This window comes from Shewanella xiamenensis (assembly GCF_024971755.1).
GTDB lineage: Bacteria > Pseudomonadota > Gammaproteobacteria > Enterobacterales > Shewanellaceae > Shewanella > Shewanella xiamenensis.
In genome coordinates, this window is record NZ_CP079718.1 from 2,696,671 (window position 1) to 2,721,996 (window position 25,326).

Annotated in this window: 22 protein-coding genes and 1 pseudogene; 16 read left to right on the forward strand and 7 right to left on the reverse strand. The window is 42.5% G+C overall.

Annotation, left to right across the window (positions count from 1 at the left end):
- Nucleotides 1–22 precede the first annotated feature (22 nt).
- The 3 genes from KXJ80_RS13070 (at nt 23) to KXJ80_RS13080 (ending at nt 3,419) form a co-directional block, all read left to right on the forward strand.
- Complete coding sequence (locus tag KXJ80_RS13070; protein WP_259474443.1) at nt 23–847, forward strand: SDR family oxidoreductase; 825 nt, start codon at nt 23–25, stop codon at nt 845–847.
- A gap of 48 nt (nt 848–895) precedes the next feature.
- The gene (locus KXJ80_RS13075; protein WP_037428086.1) at nt 896–1,438 is read left to right on the forward strand and encodes a DUF2058 domain-containing protein; all 543 of its coding nucleotides are present in this window, start codon (nt 896–898) and stop codon (nt 1,436–1,438) included.
- 223 nt (nt 1,439–1,661) lie between these two features.
- Nucleotides 1,662–3,419, forward strand: a complete 1,758-nt coding sequence (locus KXJ80_RS13080) for an acyl-CoA dehydrogenase family protein (protein ID WP_037428085.1) — start codon at nt 1,662–1,664, stop codon at nt 3,417–3,419.
- 61 nt (nt 3,420–3,480) lie between these two features.
- Here the strand turns inward: KXJ80_RS13080 and dacB are convergent, their stop codons facing one another.
- Complete coding sequence (gene dacB / locus KXJ80_RS13085) at nt 3,481–5,001, reverse strand: D-alanyl-D-alanine carboxypeptidase/D-alanyl-D-alanine endopeptidase (RefSeq protein WP_218738491.1); 1,521 nt, start codon at nt 4,999–5,001, stop codon at nt 3,481–3,483.
- Between the two features lie 25 nt (nt 5,002–5,026).
- Nucleotides 5,027–5,203 (reverse strand): hypothetical protein, encoded by a 177-nt coding sequence (locus KXJ80_RS13090; RefSeq protein WP_037418920.1) that lies wholly within the window; start codon nt 5,201–5,203, stop codon nt 5,027–5,029.
- A gap of 378 nt (nt 5,204–5,581) precedes the next feature.
- Here KXJ80_RS13090 and KXJ80_RS13095 point away from each other — a divergent pair, with 378 nt between their 5' ends.
- Both KXJ80_RS13095 and pssA read left to right on the forward strand, forming a co-directional pair.
- A complete protein-coding gene (locus KXJ80_RS13095) occupies nt 5,582–5,914 on the forward strand; it encodes a tautomerase family protein (RefSeq protein ID WP_011072371.1) in 333 nt (110 codons plus the stop codon).
- A gap of 11 nt (nt 5,915–5,925) precedes the next feature.
- On the forward strand, nt 5,926–7,239 hold the full coding sequence (gene pssA / locus KXJ80_RS13100) for a CDP-diacylglycerol--serine O-phosphatidyltransferase (protein ID WP_218738490.1): 1,314 nt from the start codon (nt 5,926–5,928) through the stop codon (nt 7,237–7,239).
- Nucleotides 7,240–7,301: 62 nt separating this feature from the next.
- On the opposite strand, the gene emrD is transcribed toward pssA, so the two are convergent.
- The 3 genes and pseudogenes from emrD to KXJ80_RS13115 all read right to left on the reverse strand — a co-directional run bounded on the left by emrD (nt 7,302) and on the right by KXJ80_RS13115 (nt 11,602).
- Complete coding sequence (gene emrD, locus KXJ80_RS13105) at nt 7,302–8,546, reverse strand: multidrug efflux MFS transporter EmrD (protein ID WP_218738489.1); 1,245 nt, start codon at nt 8,544–8,546, stop codon at nt 7,302–7,304.
- A gap of 339 nt (nt 8,547–8,885) precedes the next feature.
- The gene (gene ampC, locus KXJ80_RS13110; protein WP_256931133.1) at nt 8,886–10,016 is read right to left on the reverse strand and encodes a class C beta-lactamase; all 1,131 of its coding nucleotides are present in this window, start codon (nt 10,014–10,016) and stop codon (nt 8,886–8,888) included.
- Nucleotides 10,017–10,642: 626 nt separating this feature from the next.
- Nucleotides 10,643–11,602 (reverse strand): annotated as a pseudogene (locus KXJ80_RS13115) (integron integrase).
- A 321-nt stretch (nt 11,603–11,923) separates the two neighbouring features.
- Here KXJ80_RS13115 and KXJ80_RS13120 point away from each other — a divergent pair.
- The 8 genes from KXJ80_RS13120 (at nt 11,924) to KXJ80_RS13155 (ending at nt 18,278) form a co-directional block, all read left to right on the forward strand.
- Nucleotides 11,924–12,349: a DUF7832 domain-containing protein gene (locus KXJ80_RS13120; RefSeq protein ID WP_218738487.1), complete on the forward strand. Its 426-nt coding sequence runs from the start codon at nt 11,924–11,926 to the stop codon at nt 12,347–12,349.
- A gap of 137 nt (nt 12,350–12,486) precedes the next feature.
- Nucleotides 12,487–12,864 carry a DUF6896 domain-containing protein gene (locus tag KXJ80_RS13125; protein ID WP_218738486.1) on the forward strand — a complete coding sequence of 126 codons (378 nt, stop codon included), beginning with the start codon at nt 12,487–12,489 and terminating at the stop codon, nt 12,862–12,864.
- A 94-nt stretch (nt 12,865–12,958) separates the two neighbouring features.
- Nucleotides 12,959–13,306, forward strand: a complete 348-nt coding sequence (locus KXJ80_RS13130) for a hypothetical protein (protein WP_218738485.1) — start codon at nt 12,959–12,961, stop codon at nt 13,304–13,306.
- A 154-nt stretch (nt 13,307–13,460) separates the two neighbouring features.
- Nucleotides 13,461–14,117: a GIY-YIG nuclease family protein gene (locus KXJ80_RS13135; protein WP_259474444.1), complete on the forward strand. Its 657-nt coding sequence runs from the start codon at nt 13,461–13,463 to the stop codon at nt 14,115–14,117.
- 87 nt (nt 14,118–14,204) lie between these two features.
- Nucleotides 14,205–15,911 (forward strand): hypothetical protein, encoded by a 1,707-nt coding sequence (locus KXJ80_RS13140; RefSeq protein ID WP_218738484.1) that lies wholly within the window; start codon nt 14,205–14,207, stop codon nt 15,909–15,911.
- Nucleotides 15,912–16,009: 98 nt separating this feature from the next.
- Nucleotides 16,010–16,510: a hypothetical protein gene (locus tag KXJ80_RS13145; RefSeq protein WP_218738483.1), complete on the forward strand. Its 501-nt coding sequence runs from the start codon at nt 16,010–16,012 to the stop codon at nt 16,508–16,510.
- Nucleotides 16,511–16,644: 134 nt separating this feature from the next.
- The gene (locus tag KXJ80_RS13150) at nt 16,645–17,217 is read left to right on the forward strand and encodes a hypothetical protein (protein ID WP_218738482.1); all 573 of its coding nucleotides are present in this window, start codon (nt 16,645–16,647) and stop codon (nt 17,215–17,217) included.
- 299 nt (nt 17,218–17,516) lie between these two features.
- Complete coding sequence (locus KXJ80_RS13155; RefSeq protein WP_188870328.1) at nt 17,517–18,278, forward strand: tRNA-uridine aminocarboxypropyltransferase; 762 nt, start codon at nt 17,517–17,519, stop codon at nt 18,276–18,278.
- A gap of 63 nt (nt 18,279–18,341) precedes the next feature.
- Here KXJ80_RS13155 and KXJ80_RS13160 read toward each other — a convergent pair whose 3' ends face one another.
- Nucleotides 18,342–20,399 (reverse strand): PhoX family protein, encoded by a 2,058-nt coding sequence (locus tag KXJ80_RS13160; RefSeq protein WP_218738481.1) that lies wholly within the window; start codon nt 20,397–20,399, stop codon nt 18,342–18,344.
- A 176-nt stretch (nt 20,400–20,575) separates the two neighbouring features.
- Nucleotides 20,576–21,757 (reverse strand): tyrosine-type recombinase/integrase, encoded by a 1,182-nt coding sequence (locus KXJ80_RS13165; RefSeq protein ID WP_370686210.1) that lies wholly within the window; start codon nt 21,755–21,757, stop codon nt 20,576–20,578.
- Between the two features lie 515 nt (nt 21,758–22,272).
- Here KXJ80_RS13165 and KXJ80_RS13170 point away from each other — a divergent pair.
- From KXJ80_RS13170 to KXJ80_RS13180, 3 genes are all read left to right on the forward strand, one after another.
- Nucleotides 22,273–22,773, forward strand: coding sequence for a hypothetical protein (locus KXJ80_RS13170; protein ID WP_037418942.1), 501 nt, complete (start codon nt 22,273–22,275; stop codon nt 22,771–22,773).
- A gap of 158 nt (nt 22,774–22,931) precedes the next feature.
- Nucleotides 22,932–23,252, forward strand: coding sequence for a hypothetical protein (locus KXJ80_RS13175; RefSeq protein ID WP_218738480.1), 321 nt, complete (start codon nt 22,932–22,934; stop codon nt 23,250–23,252).
- A gap of 75 nt (nt 23,253–23,327) precedes the next feature.
- Nucleotides 23,328–25,295, forward strand: a complete 1,968-nt coding sequence (locus tag KXJ80_RS13180) for a RecQ family ATP-dependent DNA helicase (protein WP_218738479.1) — start codon at nt 23,328–23,330, stop codon at nt 25,293–25,295.
- Nucleotides 25,296–25,326: the final 31 nt, after the last annotated feature.

The following is a 25,326-nucleotide window of genomic DNA, read 5'->3' on the forward strand; positions in this document are numbered from 1 at the left end:
TAACCGTTCACGGAGAACGTCCATGCTCAATACTACGATGTTTAATTATCAGGGTAAGAATGTTGTCGTTGTCGGTGGTACCAGTGGTATAAACCTCGCAATTGCCATTGCGTTTGCCCATGCGGGAGCTAATGTGGCGGTGGCGAGTCGAAGCAAAGATAAAGTCGATGCTGCGGTATTACAGCTCAAACAGGCGAATCCAGATGGGATCCATCTTGGGGTGAGTTTTGATGTCAGGGATTTAGCCGCAGTAGAACTGGGCTTTGAAACCATCGCCTCAGAATTTGGTTTTATTGATGTATTGGTGAGCGGCGCTGCGGGCAATTTCCCTGCAACTGCCGCTAAGCTTTCGGCGAATGGTTTTAAAGCCGTAATGGATATTGATTTATTGGGCAGTTTCCAAGTACTGAAAACAGCTTATCCTTTACTGCGTCGCCCACAGGGGAATATTATTCAAATTTCTGCGCCACAGGCATCGATTGCGATGCCAATGCAGGCCCATGTTTGTGCGGTAAAAGCGGGGGTTGACATGCTGACGCGAACCTTAGCTATTGAATGGGGCTGTGAAGGCATTCGAATTAACTCCATTATTCCAGGCCCGATTACAGGCACCGAAGGCTTTAATCGTTTAGCGCCGAGCGCTGCACTACAGCAACAAGTGGCACAATCGGTACCGTTAAAACGTAATGGGGAAGGGCAAGATATTGCCAACGCAGCGTTATTTTTAGGCTCTGAGCTGGCATCCTATATCACGGGTGTTGTCCTTCCCGTCGATGGAGGTTGGTCACTGGGCGGTGCCAGTATCGCGATGACTGCCTTAGGTGAATTAGCAAGCAAAGGGCAGTAACTAAATAGTTATAACTCATTTATTTAATAGAAAATCGGGTGAAAATCCATGGCGAATGCATTACAAGAGCAGCTACTGAAAGCTGGACTTGCCAGTAAACAAAAAGTGCGTGATGTAAAAACGCAAAAGCGTCGCGATAAAAAGGCGCGGGTTGACGATGGCTCAAGCGCGTTAAAACTTGAGATTGCCGAGCAAAAACGCTTACAAGCTGAAAAAGACAAAGCCCTCAATGAACAACGCTTTGCAGAGGCAACGGCCCGAGGACAAGTGCGAGGATTAGTGAGTGAATTCACGCAATTTGCTATCAAGATCCCAAGTCATGCCGAGATCAAATTCAACTATACGCTCGACAATAAAATTTACTCTGTCTATATCGATGAGAAAATTCAATCCGAATTGCTTAAAGGCCAATTAGGGATTGTTCGATACGAAGATAAGAGCTACCTCGTCCCCCACAAGCTTGCCGAACGTGTGAATCTATTGGTGCCACAATGGTGCGGCTATTTGTGGCAACAGGATGCGGGTAAGGCCGTAGAAGTCGAAGATGACCCTTATGCTGATTATGCGATCCCTGACGATTTAATGTGGTAATCAATACGTTAATCGTGAGCTAAGCCGACGACAACCAAGTTTACTTCTCGCTACACTATAACCCTTAAGGTCACTTAAGGGTTTTTTATTGCCTGTTCTTCACTCTGTTATGTTGCGTAGATTAGTGCTTAGCATCAAAGTGAATTTGTAATGAGATTGTTTTCTGTATAGAACTGGTATAAATTAAAACAACTGTTTAAATCCTACGTTTAAGAGTCTCCCAATGAATCCTTACCAAGCCCCGTTAGCAGATATGCGTTTCTTACTGGAACAGGTTTTTGATGCCCCAAATACGTGGTCACAATTACCTGAGATTGCAGAAATGGTTGATATGGATACGGCCAATGCAATCCTTGAAGAAGCGGCAAAAATCAGTGCTGAATTAATCCATCCGCTAAACCGTGCTGGTGATGAGCAAGGCGTTTTACACCAAGATAATGGTGTGATTACCCCTGAGGGGTATAAAGCCGTATATAAGCAATATTCTGAAGGTGGTTGGGTAGGCCTATGTGGTGAGCCTGAGTTTGGTGGTATGGGCATGCCCAAAATGCTTGGTGTATTAGTAGATGAAATGGCCTACAGTGCCTGCAACGCGTTTACGCTTTATGGCTCATTAACCGCGGGGGCAGCTTTGTGTATCAATGCCCACGGTAGCGAAGCATTAAAACAAGCTTATTTACCCAAGTTATATTCTGGTGAATGGGCTGGAGCGATGGATATGACAGAGCCACAAGCTGGCTCTGATCTGCGTAATATTCGCACTCGCGCTATTCCATTGGAGGACGGCAGTTATGCGATTAGTGGCAGCAAAATTTTTATTACTGGTGGCGATCACGATCTCACTGAAAACGTCATTCACTTAGTGCTGGCAAAATTACCAGAAAGCAAAGGTATTTCACTGTTCCTCGTACCCAAAATCACGGTTAATGATGATGGCAGCTTAGGTGAGGCTAACGGTGTTAGCGTGGGGTCAATCGAGCACAAAATGGGCCTTAAAGGCTCAGCAACCTGCGTGATGAATTTTGATGAAGCAAAGGGTTATCTGATTGGCCAGCCTAATCGTGGCTTGGTTTGTATGTTCACCATGATGAACTACGAACGTTTAGCTATTGGTATTCAAGGGCTTGGCAGCGCACAAGCCGCATATCAGATGGCCGCCGATTATGCTAAAGAGCGCAATCAAGGCGTTGCAGCCGGTGGCTCACCCACGGGGAGCGATTCTGATCCTATTATCGTCCATGGCGATGTGCGCCGTATGCTACTGACTATCCGCGCGATGACAGAAGCGGGACGTGCCTTATCCATATTTACCGGCAAACAGCTCGATTTGGCGAAATATGCCCAAGATGAGGTTAAAGCTAAAGCTGCCCGTTACGTGGGGTTATTAACACCCGTTGCTAAAGCGTTTTTAACTGACCGTGGTTTAGACGCGACTATCATGGCGCAGCAAGTCTTTGGTGGACATGGTTATATTCGTGAAACAGGCATTGAGCAATTGGTACGTGATACCCGCATTGCGCAAATCTATGAAGGTACAAATGGTATTCAAGCCATTGACTTCCTTGGTCGAAAAGTCACTGGCGACAACTTAGCGACGCTAAAAGAGTTTGTGGCCGAATTAAAAGCACAAATGCGTGAATTTACACAGGTCGACGGTGTAAAAGTTGCCGCCGTTTGTGCTCGTTTAGATGCTTTAGTCCATGTGGCCGAATCGATCAATGAGCAAAAACTGACTCAACCTGCGTTAATCAATGCTTGTGCAGTCGACTTTTTAGATGCCTTTGGTTACAGCTTATATGGTTTTTATTGGCTAGCCATGTTGGATAAGGTCCCTAGTGCAGAGGATAAAAACTTTGCCGAGCAAAAAGCTTACCTAGCTAAATTCTATTTTGATAAGTTATTGCCTAAGGCCGATTATCATTTAGCGCAAGTGCGTGCGGGTGATGCCAGTACTATGGCAATGCCAGCAGAATTATTCTAAGTTTGGATTGGTGAGATAAATGATGTAAAAAGCACTGATTTATCAGTGCTTTTTAGTTTTGTCAGTCAATTAATTTAACCGTGTTGAGTTCTTTAGTCGATGTTTGGTTTGTTTGTGCCTGTTGCTCAACCGTAGTTATGAGACGAGTCAAAAAGTCAGCGCTAAACGCAGGCGTGCGTTGTTTTTTCGTTTCAGGACTAATGCCATTCTCAAGCACCACAAATAAGATATCCCGCTGTGGTATTCGAATGAAACCAGCTAAATTGGCAACCCCTTGCATTGAACCTGTCTTGGCAAAAACACGGTTTTTGAGCGGTGGTTGAGTGTAACCCAGTCGATATTTTAGCGTACCGCTGACTCCCGCCTCGGGCAAACTGTCAATCAGGCTGTGAAAGCGGGCATCTTGATAAATTAGTGTAAGCACATTGGCTAATTGCCTTGCGCTCAATAAGTTATAACGAGAAAGCCCTGAACCATCGATGATATTGGCGTGGGTTAAATCTACTCCCAAATCGCTAAGGATATGGCGCATGGCCGCCGCACCATTGGTAAAATTTCCTTGGGTTTTGTAATAGCGTTGTCCGACTAACTTAAACAGGCTGTCGGCGATCAGATTATCCGACTTAAGCAACATAGTCTTTAACAACTCCGGCAAAGGCGCACTACTGTGACTGGCGATAAGTTTTGCCTTTGAAGGTATTGCGTTGCCAATTTTAACTTTACCCGAGAGCGACATTTCCCCCTTGAGTGTGGCCGTTAACGTATCCATGGCGAATTTTTCAGGATCGGTTATTGCAATAGCGAGAGGAATAGCCTCACTGCCCGGATAACATCCCCGAAGGTGATATTGATTTTGCCCAAGTCGCACTAAATCGAGCTGGCAAAAATCATGGCTAGCTTTGGGAGAGAATATCGCGTCACTGCTGACCTTTACCCCAAAACTAGATACCCTTAATTTGACCTCAGAGGAATGCTTGCTCGAGCTTGGAACGAATTGCCCATAAACACAGTTTTGATTGATGATATAACTCGACACCGGCGCCGCAAAACAAATGCCGAGGTCGTCCCACACCCAGCCAGGAGCTTGTAATTGCTCTTGTTTATCACCGATAAGATAAAGATGCCCGTCAATACTGTTGATACCCTGTTTTTGTAGGTGGGCAAACAAGGCCTTAAGATCGTCTTGAGTGAGGGTAGGATCGCCACTAAAGCGCAGATAGACACTTCCCGCAATATGTCCTTGGCGAATGGGTGCATCGCTCCACAGCTCCGTCACATAACGAAAATCGGCCCCAAGGTTGGCCAATGCTGTGACGGCAGTAAGGACCTTTTGTGTGCTGGCGGGGATAAACAAGGTATCAGCTTGCTGGCTATAAAGCTGTTTACTGTTCGCCATATCCAGTGCTAGCAGCGCAATTTGCGAGTGACGTGGTGCAATATCATTAATTTGTTGACTCAAGATCGCATGTTGAATATCTGCAGTCGTAGCCCACAGTTGATGTGGTAATAGGGCTGTTGCGACTACCGTTAGCAATATGCCTGCCGAACGCTGTAAATTGAATAATGGGGAGAACGTTTCCATGTCTGTTGTATGTTTACTCTCTTAATTAGCGGTCATGACTGCCATCATCTTTTTCCATCAGACGATACAACCTTAGGGTAACAAATAAAACCAGGCCAATAAAAAGTGGCAAAATGAGTAATCCAAGTTGCGCTTTAAAATGAAAAATGCCCCACGCTAAAGCTAAAGTCAGTGCGAGGGTTAACAGGATTTTTTTATTCATAGCGTTTTACAGAGTTGACTGGTGACGTTTTAGTTTACGCTAAAACACGTAAAACGGGCACGCTTACATTAGTAGCAACCAATATTTTGTGATTAAACTACCATTTTGGGCACCCTATGTAGATAAGCAAAATGAACAACCGATAAAGAATGCAAGCGTATTTGGTTAGTCGTTGAAGTCGGCATGTCTGCTCGTATATATTTAGGCTGAACCGACGTAATTTTACACTTATTATTGCCAATGACTTGTTTCAGCTCAAATTACCAGCAAAATAGGCGTTACGCCGCGCTCTTTTCATCGAAAAGTCTTGCCGAGTTGCAGTGAAGTCGGTAATTTCTACCCCTTACGATTTTAGGATCTTAGGTAACCACTAAAACCATGCCTCATATTAGTATGCGCGGCTTACCCCAGGCAGTCGTTGCAGAGCTTAGCCAAACATTACTGCAGTCTTTGGCGGCTATATGTAAAGGTAAAGCAGAGAGTTTTACATTAGATTGGATCCCCAGCATCAGTTACCGTAATGGTAGAATTGATCAGCGCTTTGTCCAAATCGAATTGCTTTGGTTTCCGGTAGACCCTGATATTCATCTTAAAGTAGAACAAACAATCAGGCTGGCAGTGACAGAAGCCTACCCAGAATTAACACAGATTGCTGTGATGTTTTTGTCACTGACCCCAAGCGCTTCCTATCGGGGTGGTCAGCATGTTTAAAGGAGGATGCCTTGCTAGATAAGCTTGGTGGAATAGCCGTTCAACCCGAGGCTTTAACGTGGTTGCTTACGCCATGCCGATTTAAGGCAGAGTTACTTACTCGCATCGAAAATGCCAAGAATAGCATCTACATCGCTGCACTCTATTTAGAAGATGATGAAGCAGGGCGGGAGATTTTACAGGCCTTGATGACGGCGAAGGCTAAAAATCCTACGTTGGATATCAAAATTTTGGTCGATTTTCACCGTGCTAGACGTGGCTTGATTGGCCATAAGGGTGATAGCGGTAATTATTTGATGTACCGCAAAGTGATGGCTGAAGCTGAATATCCTATCGAGATTATGGGCGTACCAGTCAAATCCCGTGAATTTATGGGTGTATTACACCTTAAAGGCTTTGTAATTGATGATGCCGTGATTTATAGCGGCGCAAGTCTTAATAATATCTATCTACAGCAAAACGATAAATACCGTTTCGACCGCTACCATGTGATTGAGTCAGCAGAGCTTGCACGCAGCATGCGCGCAATGATCCAACGTTATATCATTGCCGATCCAGCAGTGACATCGCTTACTCAAGATGCGCAGCAGGAAGTGTTACCGCCTAAAACTGATGTGCGCAGCTTTAAATTACGTTTGTCACAGGCACAGTACGAGTTTAACGCAACTCGAACGGGTAATCGGGTAACACCATTACTGGGCTTAGGCCGTAAACATAATTTATTGAATAAAGCGGTTATTGCGATGGTTGAGGAGTCAAAAGATAGACTCTTTATCTGCACACCTTACTTTAACCCTCCTTATATTTTGGTCCGTGCCTTAGCTAAACATCTGCGCAACGGCAAACGGATTGATATTGTCGTCGGCGATAAAACGGCGAATGACTTTTATATTCCGCCTGAGCAAGATTTTTCCACCATCGGTGCCTTGCCGTATTTATATGAACAGTCGCTGCGTAAATTTGCCAAACGTCAGCAGTGGGCGATTGATAATGGCCAGCTCAATATTCACCTGTGGAAGCATGGGATCAACAGTTACCACCTCAAAGGTATCAGTGCCGATGGGCGTAAGCATTTGATCACAGGCTCAAATCTAAACCCTAGAGCATGGGCGTTGGATTTAGAGAATGGGCTCTTGATCCACGATGAAACGGGTAGCTGGAAGGCGCAATTTGAGGCCGAGCAAGCGCATATTCTTGAGCATACACAGAGGTTATATCACTATAGCCAAGTGGATACTTTGCAAAGCTATCCCGATCCGGTGAAGAAGATTATGAATCGTATTAGAAGATTAAAAGCAGATTTTTTACTAAGACGGATCCTGTAATCGATAAACATCAGAAAAACTAAAGCCCACGTAAGTGGGCTTTGTTATTTTGATAGAGAACCTCAGGTTTTTTGCGGCAATAGTGTTTGATGGGTATCATTTTGATCTCGGGCATAATGTAAGGCCACAATCACTAAAAGCACCATCAGTGCGTTCAGTAAACCGATACTTAACTGGCCTCCCATAGGTACGAGCGACATGGTTAATGCCGCCAGCCCTGCGCCAAAGTTTTGTAAACCACCGAGCAAAGCCCCCGCAATGCCCGCTTGACGCGGAAAAGGTTCTAACGCAGCCGAGGTTAATGTCGGAAATAACATGCCGGCGCCGCTGAAAAATAAAATTGAGCCTATCAACAAACTCCAGCCTACAACCAGTTGAAACAACCCAGGGATCAACATAAACAATGCGCCAGCACCGAGCAAGGCAACACCTTGAAATACGGTTCGTTGTGCTTGTTTTTGTCTTCCTGCTACCAGTGCACCGAGTAAATAGCCGGGGATAGGCGCCACAAAATAACAGCTCACCATAAAAGATGAGAGTTGCAAATATTGGCCATAGAGCACACCCGCAATGGCTTCAAAGGCGGCAATCCCCGCAAAGGTGGCTATTAATGAAAATAGATATGCCCTAAAGCTGCGGTGGCGTAGCACATGGCGATAGGAGGCTAACACTGGTTGTTGCTCTCGTTTGTCTTTTGGTAAAGACTCTTTAAAACTAAAACAAAGCAGTAGCCAAACAAAGACACCAAACCCAAATAACACCCAGTAAACAGCTTGCCAACCTAAGTAGGCTGAAGCAAGGCTCCCTAAGAAGGGCGCCACCAAGGGTAAAAACACTACCGCCATGGACACATAGCTATTAAATTTAACTAAGTTATCGCCAAAGTAATGATCCCTAGGAATGCTGCGGCACAGGGCGCCGGCACTGGCTGTGCCTAGGCCTTGAAGCAGACTCGCGCAAATTAACTGATTAAAGCTTGTGGCTTGTGTGGCAATTAACGCGCCGATCATAAAAATCCCAATACCAACCAACAGTGGGAGTTTTCGCCCATAGCGGTCAGATAATGGGCCATAGATAAATTGACATAAACCGTAGGCGAGCAGATAACAGGCCATGACGGCTTGTAGCTTGCTTGCATCGACGGCTAAACCTTGGGCAATCAGCGGGAGTGCTGGCACAAAAATCGTTTGGGCCATCTGTCCACAGGCCACCATAAAGACCAGCATAAAGAGCAATCGAGTGGTACTTCCTGCTGATGAAGCCGACGCTTTTGATGAGATTAAAGACGGTTTTTCGCCTGACATCATAATTCCGTAAAAAAGCACAGTTGAACAATGGCGCGCATCTTACGCCCAAAATTGAGTAGTTCAATGGCTAATCGTCTTGATTTTCAGGAATATTTTTTCATCCAACCCATAAGTTTTTCTATGCTTTTATGGCTGTAAAACTAAGCTTACATTTGGTTTTTATCTTGTTAATCAGGTTTTGTAATTGATAAAGGGTGGATTCTTAAGTCAACAATATAACGCGTTTGTTAACATGGGTTTTGATCAATAACGAGATATTCGTAGCAGAGAAATTGAATGGAGAGAAAACCTCTCCATTTTGGCAAGCGCGGTTTTGGGCTGAAATATGATAACGCGATATTAATTTTGCAGTGTTTCTAAGCCTGTTAATATCTGGTAACCCGCGGTTACCCGTGGCGGCACGGGATAATTTTTATTACTCAATAACACCAATGCCAGCTTTTTAGCTGGAATATATGCCACATACGCAGCAAAACCACCCGTTGAGCCAGTCTTATTTATCCAGACATTTTGCTGTGGCTCTTGAGGTGGTGTAATGGCTTTCACTGGCATACTGCCAAACACTACATCTTGAGTATGTCCAGTGAGGAGCTTATCAAGGGCAATCGGATACGGATATTGCTCCCAAATCATCGCTTGAGTCATCATGCCGACATCAAAATAGCCCGTATGGGTGGCATCAATGGCACGTTGCAACCTTGCTGGCACCGAATGCTGCTGCATATTGGTTTCAACAAAACGGAGCAGATCTACAACCGTCGTTTTTATTCCGTAGGCCTCATCGGCTAACACACCGGGATTGAGGCGTACTGGCTGATCTTGCTTATTGTAGCCTTGGGCGTAGTCAGTCATTTTATTGGTTGGAACTATAAAATAGCTGTTTGTCATGCCAAGTTGTCGAAAGAGAGTTTGCTCTACGGCCTCAGGAAAACCTTGACCAAGCTGCTTTGCCGCGATCACACCGAGAAGACCAATGCTGGGATTGGCATAATTGCGGTGAGTACCTGCGGCATAAGCTGGTTGCCAGGCTTTTAAATAGCTTATTAACTCAGCATTATTGGTTATATTATCAGGGGCCTGCATGGGCAGATTTCCCGCTGTATGGGTGGCTAAATGAATGAGATTGATCTGGTCAAAATGGCTACCGGTTAATTCAGGCAGATATTGGCTTACCTTATCTGTTAGCGTCAGTTTACCCTCAAGTTGAGCGTATGTTGCGAGGGTCGCGGTAAAGGTTTTACTGATCGAACCAATCTCAAATAGGGTATTTTCATTCACCTTTTCCCCTGTCTTTTTTGAACTGACACCATAAGAAAAGAAGTACTGTTGTCCATTGATACTTACCCCGATTGCAATCCCAGGGATCCCATATTCGTTCATTAAAGGATTAACAGTAGAATCGATAAGGGCTTCTATAGCCTGGGCATTCGGAGGGAAGCTGACGCCCCGTTGTGGCGCGGCATTTACCATTAATGGTGTCACTGCTAGCAATATTCCGCCAAAAATGATCGAGCCTACGTTGTGTGAACTGAATGGTATAGATAACAAAGCGAAGCGGGTGAGCTTTACTGCTTGCAAGATAGACGTGGGCATATAATTCCTTGCATTTTTGTTGGGGCCTGCAAATGGCACTGATTCAACATAGATTGATGGATGAAAGCTTTAGCACGATTTAAATCAGATTGGCTACAAATTTAGCCTAAGCGGTTTTGATCTTCGGCGATCGTTTAGCAAAGCGTAACCAATTAGTTGGCCTATGGCAGCGTTCTTTTCGGTACGCAGCTTTTTCTACAATGTTTATGCCCCAAAGCGAGATAAGTTTGTCGTCAGGTGTGTAGGATGAATTGTCACTGTTTCCCCAGTGACACGCCGTCCTTTTATTTTACAAGAAGTATCCCTATAGGCTCGACGGCGACATCCATGTCGCCAACGGTCACTGTTGCAACAATGGCAATTTTAATGACCATTGAACTGTTCATCTGGCTAAAAAGCTAATGCCCCATTCCTCGTTAGCAAAGTAGTATCTAGCTCACTTTAACATCAGTATGTTGACTCAATTTTAGTAATGCTACAGAGTTACAAAAGGACTCTGACATTTATAATGTGTCTAACGGGCTAGTTGTTCCCGCAAAATGTTGGCCAAGTACATGTGTATAGATTTGTGTGGTACTAACGTCATTGTGGCCCAGTAACTCTTGAACACTTCTTATATCACGACCAGCTTGAAGTAAATGGGTTGCGAAGCTATGCCTAAACGTATGGCAGGTGACGCGTTTATTCATTTGAATATTACGCACTGCATTCCCGAGCGCTTTACGAATAACACTTTGATGTAAATGATGCCTGCAAAGTGTTCCTGTATAAGGATTGATACAGGTTGTGCTGGAAGGAAAAATAAACATCCACCCGTGTTGCCTAAACGCATTGGGATACTTACGTTCTAATGCATTTGGCAGAGATGGACCTATCCCTTGCTGGTTATCATTCTGTTGAATTTTAATAGCCTTTTCAATATATGTAGTGAGCTTTTCTGCGCATCTATGGCTGAGGATGGTTTGCCTATCTTTATGTCCTTTACCGTCTCTAACGGTCAGCGAAGCTCTCACAATATCAATATCTTGGATACGTAACCTGAGGCATTCTGAAACTCTTAGTCCACTACCATAGAGTAGTTATATTATTAGCCTATCGCGGCCATCAAGTTCATTTAGTATTAGTGAGATTTCTGATGGGGATAACACTGTCGGTAAATGTCTCTGTTTAGTGGTATAGCAAAAACCTAAATCCCCAAGCTCATGGTGCAAATGCTTCTGATACAAATAGGCTAATGCGTTAAGTGCAATTTTTTGTGTGTTGATGGCCACATTTCGTTGATTGGCAAGGAAGGTTAAAAATTGTGTAACTTCTTCCGTTCCCATTGTTTCAGGGTGACGCTTGTTGTGAAAGTTAATAAAGGCCTTGATCCAATAGAGATAGGTTTTTTCCGTTCTAATACTGTAACCACGCATACGCATTTCTTCTTGAAGGCCGCTTAGAAATGGGCTTTTTAGACTCATGATAACCCTCGCTCTTAAATACTGTTATTTTATACAGTATTATTTAAAATTCCCGGATATCAAGGAAAATAGTGGAAAAATTTTGCGCGTTTGTACACGGACTAATTTATATAATTATTTTATTTCAATCAGTTATGTGCTTGCGATTTGAGATAATAGGTTTGGAAAACGCGCATGCGCGTTTTTCCAGATAGTATATTTGAAGAGAAGCTGATAAGTTATTTGCAATACAAGTAGTTAACTGTGCGCGTTTTTACTGGTCAAACGAGGTAAACGCGCATGCGCACTAATAAAATGTTATGGGTATAGGAGAGTCTGAGTTTGGCGATAGATAGAATAGATTGGCACAGCGGGGCTGATAATTTTCCAAAAGATCTTGCCCCTGAGGCTGGCGGAACTCATATCGGTATGTTTATCGCTTGGGTTATCAATAACAATCTTGAAGGCGAGTTGCACCAAACTGACTCTGTTGAATCCGTTGCCAAAGTTAAATCCCGGAAAATGACAGGTACAGAGTTTCTGATCAAAGAGTGTGATGAGAAGTTCTGGGAAGATGACCTAAATCCTGAAGGCTTAGAATTTGCCAAGCATTACTATGAGTCAAATGCGTACTATGGGGATTACGAAGCCGCCTTAGTTTCATCCGAGCCTACGCTTTATCATGTCCTGGATACTTGGGATAATTACGATAAACTTAAAAAATGGCGAAAAGCTAAAGACAAAAAGTGGTGGCAGTTTTGGCGCTAAACACCCATAACAATCGCATCTTGTTCGGCTGCTGCGCAGCCTAGGACCTCCGTTACGGTGCTTTGTGCCGATCGCTACGCTGGCACAAAACCCAGCACCTTCACTACGGCCCCAAATGCGGGCGTTATAGGGCAAACATGGATAACCTCGACAAGGTTCGAAAACTCATACCGCTGTGGTATGCCCATAGAAAGTGGGCCGAGGAGCTTCTTGTCCGTGTATTTGATTTGAAATCCGCTGAAGAAATACTAAAACCAGAAAACCGAGGAAACAATCCAATTCCTGGGACAAACTGGATGTATCGAACTCACGGGGTTGGTGTAGACATATATCGAACCGCAGATGTAGGCGGAATTGACTTCGATTTCAATAAAATAGATCCAGATGAGTGGCGCTTACAAGTATTCTTTGAAAAGCAATATAACGAAGGAAACCTGCCTTTCGCAGAGTATCGAGAGCTTTATCAAGATGAAGGGTTGCTCCAGTGCTTCATAAAAATGGCGCTGGAGGGGTGATGCCCTATAACAAGCGCTTCGCTCACTGGGACGGGCTAAAGCCCGCCCCTTAACCAAACGTTAGCAATATTGTTGAGTAAATTGGAATTAAAACATGTATAAGTCGGTAATAGTTGTTCGGGCGAATGAAAGTTTAGACAAAAAAGTAATAGATCAAATGTTGGAGCAGGGTTTTGCTCCAGGATTTAAAGCTTCATTGAGCAGAGTTAATTCTGAAATTAGCCATATTGTGATGACTAATACGTTTAATAATAGAGCTGTATTAGCTAAGGTTTCGCATGCAACGGAGCATGTAGTAACACGCCAAACTGAGCAGAACATGGATGGACGGATAGACATTTATTTTAAAGATTACAAGGAAATCGATCCTATCTTGCTATATGAAAATGTAGAATTTAATAACTCTAATCCAGTTCGTTACGTTGAAAAATATTGGGAATAAGTAGTCAAATATTGCTAACAAACGCTTCAAGAGGGACAGCCAATGCGCGGCATTTTTATTATGCGTTGGTTTTTGTGGTTACGGTGTTATGCAGAAGCTTGGTAGTAGCGTTGGCTGCCCCTTAAGCGGGCGTTAGGCGAAAAAGGAGAAGCCTTTGAATCCGGGTTATGTATATATCCTGATAAATGAGTCCATGCCTGGTCTGTTAAAAATTGGCAAGACACGAAGGGATAGCCGTTCAAGAGCTAGGGAGTTGTATAAAACGGGAGTGCCTACACCTTATCAAGTCGCGTTTGAATTGTTTTGTGATGACTATGATCGCACTGAGTGTCAAATTCACGATGAACTTTCAGATTTCCGAGTAAATAATAATCGAGAATTTTTTAGGTTTCCGTTGGATAAAGCAATAAGTCTTTTACAAAATTTGGGTAATAGCTCATTGGAAGAGGATACCTTTGCTGCAATCGATATTACCAAAGGCTTAATGTCAAAATATTCTCAATGGATGAAAGCTGATATCGTGTCAGTTCGCATAGTTCAACAACAAGAAAGAGTTTGGCTGGAGATAACGCAGGAAAAAGAGATTGCAGGCTATCTAGTTGATCAAATCGTTTCGCGTACAGATTTGGGGTTCATCACCGATAGTGAAGGAGAAGAAGATTTATGTTTTTCGCCAAACTCCCCAATCGCCATGAACGCACAGAAGTTCATCAATAATTTTGATCCATATTCAATAATAAACACAACAGATCCATTTCATGATGAGGGTGCAAATGAAGTTAATGACAAATATAACCCGCATCTCGCCTAACAAGGCAAATCACGCGGATGTCAAAACCGCCGCTTCGCTCTGGTCTTGCCACCGGTGTTTGAGGCTTTATACGGTCTAGGGAGAGTCATGCTTCAGATATCGACAGGTAAATTTTTCGAAGAAGAAAAACAAAGAAAACATAAGGAGAAATTTGTTTTCTATTCGAATATCCAGTTATTGAAAGAGATCTCTATATCGTCACCTGAAATTAAAGTCGAACAAGTTGAATCAGGAGATGTAAGTTGTTTTGTTGTTAGCTATACGCTTATTACAGAAGAGCACCCTATTATCGTTAAATGCGGTGAACAGGATTTTATACAGCAATTCCTATTGGTTTGGTCATTCTACTTTGACTGTATTGCAAAGGTGCAAAAAGAAGTAGTTCAGAAAATATGCAGGGAAAAGAAGAGCTCATCAAGCGACAAGCAAACTACCTCAGAGATATCTCCTAGAACCGTTAGTCTTGGTAGAAGACTTACATCTAATGAATCAATAGAATTCATAAGCTTCTTCGATACACTAATGACAACCAATAGAAGTACATTTCGTTCTATAGTGGCAGCATTAAAAATTATTGATGATGCTAAAGAAACAATATCTACGAATTTCGATCTTGCATACTCGACGATGGTCTATGCAATTGAATCGCTATCACAAAAGCACGACAACTACACACCTTCTTGGAATGACTACCATGAGGATGTCAAAAAGAAACTTGAAGTAGTATTAGATCAAATAGATGGGGATAAATCAGATGCAATAAAAAATTCTCTGATAGAAGGCAAACAGTTCAAATTGAGAAAAAGATTAGAGAAATTTGTTTTTGATCACCTTTCGGATACTTATTTTAGAGAGTTTCTTGGGAAAGACACAAATACGATGAGGGCATCGTTTCTGCAGAAGTCACTAGATAACCTATATCAACTTAGGTCTTCATTTGTACACGAATTAAAGCCGCTGGACGTGATGCTAAGCTCCCCACACTCTCCTGCAAGTGATTACATCATGAGATTCAGCCAGCCATATTTTACATATTCTGGCCTCAATCGAATGATCAGAGAAATTATAATCAGCTTTACAAAAAATAATGTCAGTAGTGATCATGAAGTAATAGAGTGGACAAGTGAAACGAGCAGTACAATGGTTGCCGAAATTGCAGCTCAGTACTGGATTCACAACCCGAATGGGTTTAGTGGGGATAAGGCTAATAAATGGTTTCAAGAATACATTGAAATGCTCAATTCCGGTAAAGTCATAGATCAATCGAAGATAATGGACAAAATAGAAAGTATTTTTGATTGTGAAAAGAAGAAATACAAAAAACATCTCATTCACTACTACTGGTTATATAATGCAATTCATACTAGAGATTGCGACAAGTGGAAGTCCTTCATTGATAAAAGAGCAGATCATTTTGGTGATTGCTTTAACTTTTATGTTGTTATTCTCTACTTATATAACGAACTGTCATTCAGAACGACTGATAATCCAGATTCACCGAAAAATATTGATCTAGACGAATTCGATCGATTATACGAAAAATATTTAAAAGAGCGTTTCCATAAATCCGGATTATCTCTGTCAGGTTACACAGAAGCAGGACTATTATCTGCTGCCGCTAATATAGCTTTAGAATCAGAAGACAAAGTCAGGTTTCAAGGCTATTTAAATAGGGCTCTCGGGGACGTTTCAAACAAAAGAGAGAAATATTCCTTGATTGAAAATTCTCTTCAGCAGTTTGTTCCTGTAGATATGAAAGAGTACTTCAAATCAGAGGAAGATGTGTCAAGCTGAAAACGTATAACAAGGCAATGGTTCGGAATTTTAAAAGCTCCGGCTTCGCCTCCACTTTTAAAATCCGCACATTGCGGCGTTATGTGAATAGAGATAAAATGAAACGTAGAGATGTTAAAGATAAACACGAAGAAAGTGTTTTAGCTAGCTTTGAGTCTTATTTGGCTCAGAATGGAGTCACCTTACAGGTAATCAATCGTCCTGATCCACCAGATGCTATTGTAGAAATAAATGGTGTTAGATCATGGGTTGAGATTACGGATGCATTTACAAGTGATGAGGTTGCTCGAAGCGTTACTTCAGCAGCGGCAGAAGATGTGCCACACTGGGCATGTGATAAAACAGTGGTTCTAAATCCTGATGAATCATTTGAATGCATTTTTCGTAACGTAATAGCTAAAAAAATAAATAATAAACAAATTCAAATTGTTAGTTCTGAATATGGCAAAGGTATCCTTCTTGTTGGGGTATATTCAGTTTTTCACGATGAGTCGGATATGCAGCATCTAGCCAATGTCGCTAGACAGGTTCTCGCCGAAAATACAATTTTCGATGATGTTTATTTGTACTCTTGGGGGCACAATTTCCACAAGGTTTGAGAATTCACATAACAAACGCCTCAAGAGGGACTGTCAACGCGCGGCGTTTCCAGTCCCAATGAGCCGCGGCGGTTGCAGTTGTTGTGCTTGAGTTTGGTGGGTAATGCGTTGCCAGCCCCTTAGGCGGGCGTTAGGTGTCAATAGCAATTAATCTCATGGCTTCTCAAATGTATATGAAAAAATTAAGTGAAATAACAAGAACGGAAGTTTTTTTTACTTCATCTCTGCATCATGCGTATGTCAGCGATCGTAAACCGCTTCAAACGTTGTTAATCAATAAGCTAGGTTTGGATAGTGGTGTTGAAATAATAGATAGTGGCTATGAAATATGTTTATTCAGAGATTTAGCGAAAGAGGGATATATTGGTCGTGAAGATAAGTCGTTTGAGAAACAGACATTCGATAATGTGTTTGTTCTTTCTGATGAATCAATCGTATTGGTTGAGGCCAAAGCAAACCAAAAATTTAGCCCTAATCAAATCGAAAAGATGGTTCTTGCTAAAGAAATGATACAGAGTAGTGAGCTACCTTGGAATCAAGTTTATCTTGTAGGGTTGTGCTCATCGAAATACAGGCCTAAAGCAACTACTGTTAGGAATTTCGACGCCGTTATTACTTGGGCTGAAGTAGCGGTATGTTCAAATGAACACAGAGCTGTTTTTGAACGAGCCGATAACATTTACAATGACCGCGCAGCGCACAGCTAACAAAGTTGTAAACGCGAACAAAAAACAGTTAGCTTTGTTCGTGCCTCACAAAATTTTAGCCAACAATTTTTTGCCGGTTACAACGGCGTTAAACCCATAGAATTTTTAATCCGAAACTCAAAAATTAGAGTTGGGGATCTAACACGCTTTTGTCCAAAAACGAGTTGCCTGAGTATTAGACTTTATTACTCTTCCACAATTGCACCTTTATCGGCCAAAGGATACACTGCGCCTCCGCGAAATAATGGCACACCTTGTGTACTGCCTTTTAAAACGAGTTTGATTGAGAATTGGTTGCTATGGCTCTTGCCCCACACGCTGTACATCGCTTATATGAATATCGCAAATCCATTTCAACTAAGCCTTTTGGCGCTCGCGGCAAAAAACTCATCCGTTGTCCTTTGTGTTTATTAGGTGCGCAATTTTGTACTTGTTCGCTGCGCAGGCAGTTAACCACTCAGGCTAGCTTTCTGCTGATCATGTATAACGACGAGGTCATCAAGCCAACCAATAGTGGCCGCTTAATTGCGGATCTGATCCCTGATACCTATGCGTTTCTGTGGTCGCGCACCGAGCCAGCAGCTGAGATGCTAGCACTGTTAAGCAATGAGCATTATCAGCCGTTTTTAGTGTTTCCCGCCCAATATGCTAACCCAGGCCAAACCGTATTAAGCCAAGTACCCATGGCTACGCTGGCGAACGGCAAACGCCCTTTACTGATTATGCTTGATGGCAGTTGGCGAGAAGCCATTAAAATGTTTCGTAAAAGCGCTTATCTGCAAGATTTACCTATCTTGTCTTTTGATCCTAATACGTTAGCGACTTACGCACTACGTAAGGGCAGTCACGATTTTCAATTGGGGACGGCAGAAGTCGCTTCACTGGCATTGGCTGCGATGGGTGAAGAAGCAAATGGTAAAGCATTAACCGCTTGGTTCGACCTTTTTGTCGAGTCATCATTACTTGGGCGCAATCGTCGCTGCCGTGAAGATATTCTACCGATCAGCGAGTTTACCGATGCCTTTGAAGTGGCGTATCGCGCTGCGACGTTGGAGTTGTGATTTATAGAAAATCCCCTCGAGTGAGGGGATTGATGTGCTTTATCTGATGCTTTAGTCGATAAATTAAACGGCGACTTCTTTGCCATCGAGTTTACGGATCACCACAGTGGCCGCGCGAGGGCGAAGCACGACACCTGTAGGCGTGACTTCAGCAGCGTTGTTTGAATAAGGCCAGTTTCCCGGATGCTGGATGTTGGCAAATACCGAGGTATAATCAGGGCTTATAGCAAAACCTGTGACTTCACAATCGTTGGGACCTACAAAAAAGCGTTTTAACTCCATTTGGTTATTGCTCGTTAAACTCGCTTGCTTATTGGCACTATCAAGCAGCGTCGAAGGGACAATCGCCAGCATTTGATCGTTCGTTTCTTCGGCGACTTCTTCAGCACCATTATCGGTTTGTACCCATAAGATCCCGCGTTTATCAAAGGCAAGACCATCTGGGCTGGCAAACTGGTTTAGATCTGTTAAGCCAGATAAATTAGTCTCGGCATTACCATCACTTGGTGAGCCAAATACAAAAATATCCCAGGTAAATTCAGTCTCTTTCTCAGCTTCATCCCAACGAATAATATGTCCAAAGTTATTTTTCAATCTTGGATTTGCGGGGTTGGCTTCGGTACGTTTCGAGTTATTTGTCAGTGTTAAATAGGCTGAACCTGTGAAAGGATCGACTGCGCACCACTCTGGACGATCCATCGGTGTCGCGCCCAGTAAGTCTGCTGCTCCAGCGGTATTGAGAATAATCTCAGCCAGACTTGCAAAGGTGTCACCTAAGGTTTTGCCATCAGTCGTTTGGCTAGCTAAGGTCAACGGTAGCCAAGCACCAACGCCATTTTCATTAAACTTAGCCGCATATAATGTGCCTTCGTTCATATATTTATCGCCAACTTCAAGGCGATTGCTGCTGTTGGCATCTTGTGGGTCCCAAGGTGCTGCCGACACGAATTTATAGAGGTACTCAAAACGCGCATCATGACCAGAATAAAATACCACGGGTTTACCTTCGCTCAACTTACCAAAAGTACAACCTTCGTGACGAAAACGCCCTAAGGCAGTGCGCTTAATTGCGCGGGATGTGGGATTGTATGGATCTATTTCGACGATATAGCCATGGCCATTGGCTTCATTGCGATAATCGTCCTGCGCGCTCGTTCCCTTTTGGGTCACATCAAAGCGGCTAAATTCATCAAGGCGTTCTTCATCTTGGCCGGCAAGATCATCCCAGCCATAACGACTGGAGGTTTTACTGATCCCAATGCGAATTTGATCTGGAGTGAGGGAGCCTCGGTTAACAAAATATTCAGGCCAATTTTCCTCACATGTGAGGTAAGTGCCCCAAGGGGTATAACCATTACCACAGTTATTTAAAGTACCACGAGCTTGGCTACCATCGGGGGAGTATCGGGTTTCAAGCAGTGAAGAATAAGCTAGAGGGCCGGCGATATCCATCACTGTCGCGCCGGTAAAACGGCGATTATGACGATCGTTATAAATTACTTCCCATTGATTATTCGTCAATTTGATTCTAACCACTGACACTCCATGGGCATTAATTTCCTTGCGAACTTCATCGACAATGGTTCGTAATCCCGTTGTTGCATCGACCGTTGGACCATTGGGATGTAGGGCTATTTCATCAATATATTCATGGTTAATACACAATAAACCATCATCACCAGCGTCATTCAATGGGAAAAAATGCATTCCGTCATGGTGCATACCGACAGCGTTGGCTTGGTCATCTGCGGTATTACTGCCATCCGCTTTCCAAGGTGCAGCTTTAGAATTTAATGGTGTCCCCCAAGGTGCAAGGACTTGGGCGGTATACCCCTCAGGTACGACTACAGCATCTAAACGTGCGCCTTTGACTGAGGTAAAGTTAAGCTTAGCGCTACTTTTGCTAGGTGGTAATGGTGGCACGGGATCTACTGGGGTGGGGGAGGAGGAATTGTCAGAACCACATCCCACTAAACCCATGCCAGTAAAAGCGGTCATGGCCCCTAGACCTAATCCACTTTTGACAAAATTACGACGAGATAAATGTTTATCCAACACTTGGTTAAAAGGTTCGTTATTACTTTTATTATAGCGTGTAGGATCAAAGGTAGCCTTGCTCATATTTTACTCCAGCTAGTACGGATAATTAATTTCGTGACTTAGCCTAAAGTACTTATATGACACCAAAACGGCATTTATATTACAGGAATACTGCAATGACTAACCATAAACATTTGTAAGACTTAACTTAAAAATATTTCAAATACAGTATTGTGAATTATGGACTAATAAAATGGTTAATCTTCTTTCGGTTTTAGATAATGGCGCAATGAACGCGGATCCGTATGACCAGTTCTTGCCATGATATATAGTGTATCCTTATTGTTTTCATGTAGTTGTGTTACGCATCCGCTGCGTAAACTATGTGCGCCGTAGTATTGAGCGGGTAATCCTGCTTTTACGCAATATTGTTTGATAATTCGATAAATATCGTCTCCATTTAAGAATCCACTATTTCGGTTAAATGTGGTATTGGACTTGTTATTATCTTTCACTTGATAAGGTCTTAAGGTTTTTCCATCACGAGAGATAGAGCGAAATAAATGCCCATCACTAATCTGACTTTCATGTAACCATGCTTTTACTGCATGATAAGCGGCGAAAGGTTCAGAATCAGGTAAATTTTTCCATTCTCTTAATCCTTGCTGATTACTTTTAGAAAATGGTAGGCGTACTTTTAATTTATCCCGCATAAAACTTAAATATTGCACCTTCAAATTCGCCAACTCAGAACGGCGAAATCCCCCTTGTAAACCGAGTTGAATAATAGCCTTATCCCTTGAACGCAGCAGAGGATGAGGTTGTTGCTCAACCGCTTGGAGCAGTAACTCTACTTCATCGTACATTATCGGTTGTTGATCATAATCTTGAACTCGGCGATTGTGATTACGACTCAAACCGCGCATGACTCGGAGCACCAGCGGGTGCTCAGTGGGTGACGGAAAACCCGCTTGTATGTGATAGTAACGAATCGCGGCTAACCGAGTGGTTAAGGTTTGCTTAGAAAGCTGCATCCCAGTGTCGGCCATTAGCAATTCTTTTTGATGACCAATAAAAGAAATAACGCTTCTTGGATCAGTCGGTAATGATTGTAATCTGTGTTCTAAGCAATATTGTGCAAATAGACTGAAGCTCGTTTGGTATACACGGCGAGTATTGCTGGATATTTCAAATTCTGTTTCGGCTGCTGCATTATAAAAGTCATTATGCACAGATTGGGGAAGTGCACTTTCTTCAAAAAATGCATTACCAGCTTGTGTAAGATTTTTTGTTAAATGAGTGTTTACCCCTACGGGTTGCTGATTAACATCTATTGGATAAAATCGATTCGTTTTTGACATTAGAGCGATTTTCACTGCCGATAAAACTGGCGCAATTATACGTAAATCTTTGCTATTACTACCAGTGATAATCGTCATTATCACTGGTAGTCGAGTTATATGAGGTTAAAATGCACAAATAGGTTATAAATAAAACAGTTTAGAGAGGGCTAGGGCAAAATAGAGTGGAATTTATTTTTATATGAAAATTCAACCATCATTTACTGTGATTCACATTATTGCTTAAATATTATTCCATAAATGGTGTTGAACTTAGTGTTGGCGATAAAACACTCTATTTGATATTTAATGCTTGCCATAAAGTAGTAAGGATTAATTAAAATATTTAAATATGGTTACACCATTTTATTGATGATTAATGTTGACTAAATTTAAGACAGAATGATTATTGGTGCTGAGCTGGTTAAAATTTAGTCTTGTAAAAACATAATATTAGCCATGATTACCAAGATGAACCTCCGCCTTAACCGTACAGCTTTTAAGCGAGAAGAAGGTTATAGCAAAAACTATCGATAAAATGGTGTAACCATTCTTTTATTTTATGGTGTTTATCGTTATCATGGGCTTATCCGTTAACAACACGTTTTGCATAAATGACGACAGCCTATTTTTGGGAATATCATCAAGAAGCACCAACCTCGGGGCGAAAATTACGGTTATTGGATAAAGCAGAATTAGTATTTGCCTTACCGTTAATTTATCGTATGGTTCATCCAGATGTGGTAGGGGAAAAGGCTGGATGGTTTAACTTATTGATGCATTCACCTGCAAGTTATACTGAGTTAATCGCTAATATAAATATACTGGTTCAATTACGTAAGAAAAATCAAACTGTAGATGTTCAATTACAGCAAGTGAATCGAATGCTGAATCAATATTTTAGTGATTTAGGATGGCGCATGGTTCGCAAAGAACTTTCCCAGATAAAAAAGCGTCAGAAAAAGTCTCACATCGAAGTTAGCAAGGATATTATTCTACGCTTAAAGCGTTATATGGAACTTGAGCGTTTAGATAGTTTTGATCAAGCACTTGATACGTTATTATCAGAACATGCCGCTACTGTTTCTGCCGCAAATGAAGAAGAAACCTTTTAAATAATGTTCATATCAACCAACGGCTATGTTTACCATCTTCAATACGTGACTTTTTGGTTTAGTGACGTAAACTAAACTGAAGTTAGCGATGACGCTGGCGTTAATCGCACAACGTTGGACAATGCTTCTAGCAGAAGTGTGTGACATAAGGAAATAATATGCCAAAAAAGCTATCAGTACTTTGCCGAGTTGAACCTGGTTGTCTCGGGCCAGATGGCCGCGAACATATTGAAGCTTTTTGTACCTTAGCACAGCAGGCCATGCAGCATTTTGCTGTTGATTTAGTGACGTGGACCTTAGTGCCTCGTTACGATAAAACCATGCCAGAAATGGAATACACGGTTGATCATAAAAATTTGTCACGTTCTCAAGTTTCCCTATACTTCAATACATTAGGTCAAGATCTCGATACATTTGAAGAGGTCTTTAACGATAAGCTCACCGCATTTATCAATTTATATTTAGCCAGAAAGTCATAGCGACAAGGTCTAATCGTTCTCAGCATTTCTTCAGTCGCAGACCCTGTCTATATGATAGGGTACAAGGATTTTTCAATGTCTTATTCAGCACCTCAGCCAGATGATATACCAACTTTGATACCACTATTACAGCAACAATTTGGCTTTGCAGGATTTAGACAGGGTCAAGGTGAGGTTATCTCTCAGCTATTAGCTGGCCAGTCGAGCCTGGCGATTTTTCCTACTGGCTCAGGAAAATCGCTCTGCTATCAATTTACCGCGCTACAACTTCCACATTTAACCTTAGTGGTTTCGCCATTGTTGGCTTTGATTAAAGATCAATTAAGTTTTTTACAACAGAAGGGCATTAAAGCGGCGAGTATTGATTCGACCTTAACACCAGAAATGACTCAACAGGTGATGCGTGAGGCTCGCTCAGGCGAGTTAAAATTGCTAATGGTTTCGGTGGAGCGATTTAAAAATGAGCGATTTAGGCAATTTATTCAATCAATTCCGATCTCTATGCTAGTTGTTGATGAAGCGCACTGTATCTCAGAATGGGGACATAATTTTCGCCCCGATTATTTAAAACTCCCCGATTATCGCCGCGAATTAGCGATTCCATTGGTGCTGTTACTCACGGCCACTGCAACACGTAAAGTAAAGCTAGATATGGCGGCGCGTTTTGATATTAAGCCACAACACATTGTTCAAACAGGCTTTTATCGTGCTAACCTCGACTTGACAGTACTACCTGTAGCAAGTCAACACAAGTTGGCCGCACTACAACAGCAGTTACAACATGTTATCGGTGCAGGAATTGTCTATGTGACTTTGCAGCATACAGCAGAGGAGGTGGCCGCTGAACTTTGCCGTATGGGATTTGAAGCAAGCGCCTATCATGCTGGGTTTGAGGATGAGAAACGCCAGCAAATTCAGCAGGACTTTATGCAGGGCCATATCAACATCGTTGTTGCGACCATCGCCTTTGGAATGGGGATTGATAAAAGCAATATTCGTTTTGTGATCCACTATGACTTACCAAAATCTATTGAAAATTACTGCCAAGAAATTGGCCGCGCAGGGCGTGATGGACAACTTTCCCATTGCGTCACTTTAGCCAATTTGGATGGGATCAACACTGTCGAAAACTTTGTTTATGGCGATACGCCTGAACTGGCAAGTATTAAGGCTGTAATTAATAACATTCGCGAAGAAACCCACAATGGACGTTGGGAACTGCAACTTCATCAACTGTCAACTGTGAGTAATATTAGACAACTCCCTCTGAAAACGTTACTCGTGCAGCTTGAAATGCAAGGCATCATCAAACCACTTTATGCCTATTACGCCGATATTCGTTACCGTTTTATTGTGCCGCAAGAGCAATTTTTGCATCAGTTTTCACCCGAACGGCAGGCATTTTTAACCGATATTTTCGCCCACACTCAAATGAAGCGCATTTGGGGCAGTTTGGATTTTTCTTCACTGTATCAGGCTACGGGGGCTGAACGGACTCGAGTAATGGCTGCGTTAGAATATCTTGCGAGTCAGCAACTCATTGAATTAGAAGCAAAGCAAGTCACCGATGTCTATCAAGTCGATGAACAAGGCTTAGTACAGGAAAACCGAGCAGAGCAGCTCTATCAATACTTTGCTGATAAAGAAGTAAAAGAAATTGCTCGCATTGCACAGTTAGTACGATTTTTTGAGCTAACGACTTGCTTAAATTACAATTTAGCTCGCTATTTTGACGATAATGCAGCACCCAAATCCTGTGGTCATTGCAGTGTTTGTCGTGGCCATGTGGCTAAATTGACCTATTCTGAAGAGCCAATATGGCCTGATGATACGCAAATTTGTGCCGATTTAAACGAGTTAAAACTCGCAGCAGAAGCCAAAGGCTTATCACCTTTGTCATTAGATACCCAATGCCAGTTTTTAGCAGGCCTGACTCAACCTATCTTGACTCGTTTGCAAGCTCGCAAACTCCAAGGCTTCGGACGTTTGGAAAAATGTAGATACGCCGATATCAAGCAAAAGCTTGAAAAAGCGGGTACTTAAGGGGTAATGATTGAAGGCATATATGCTATAT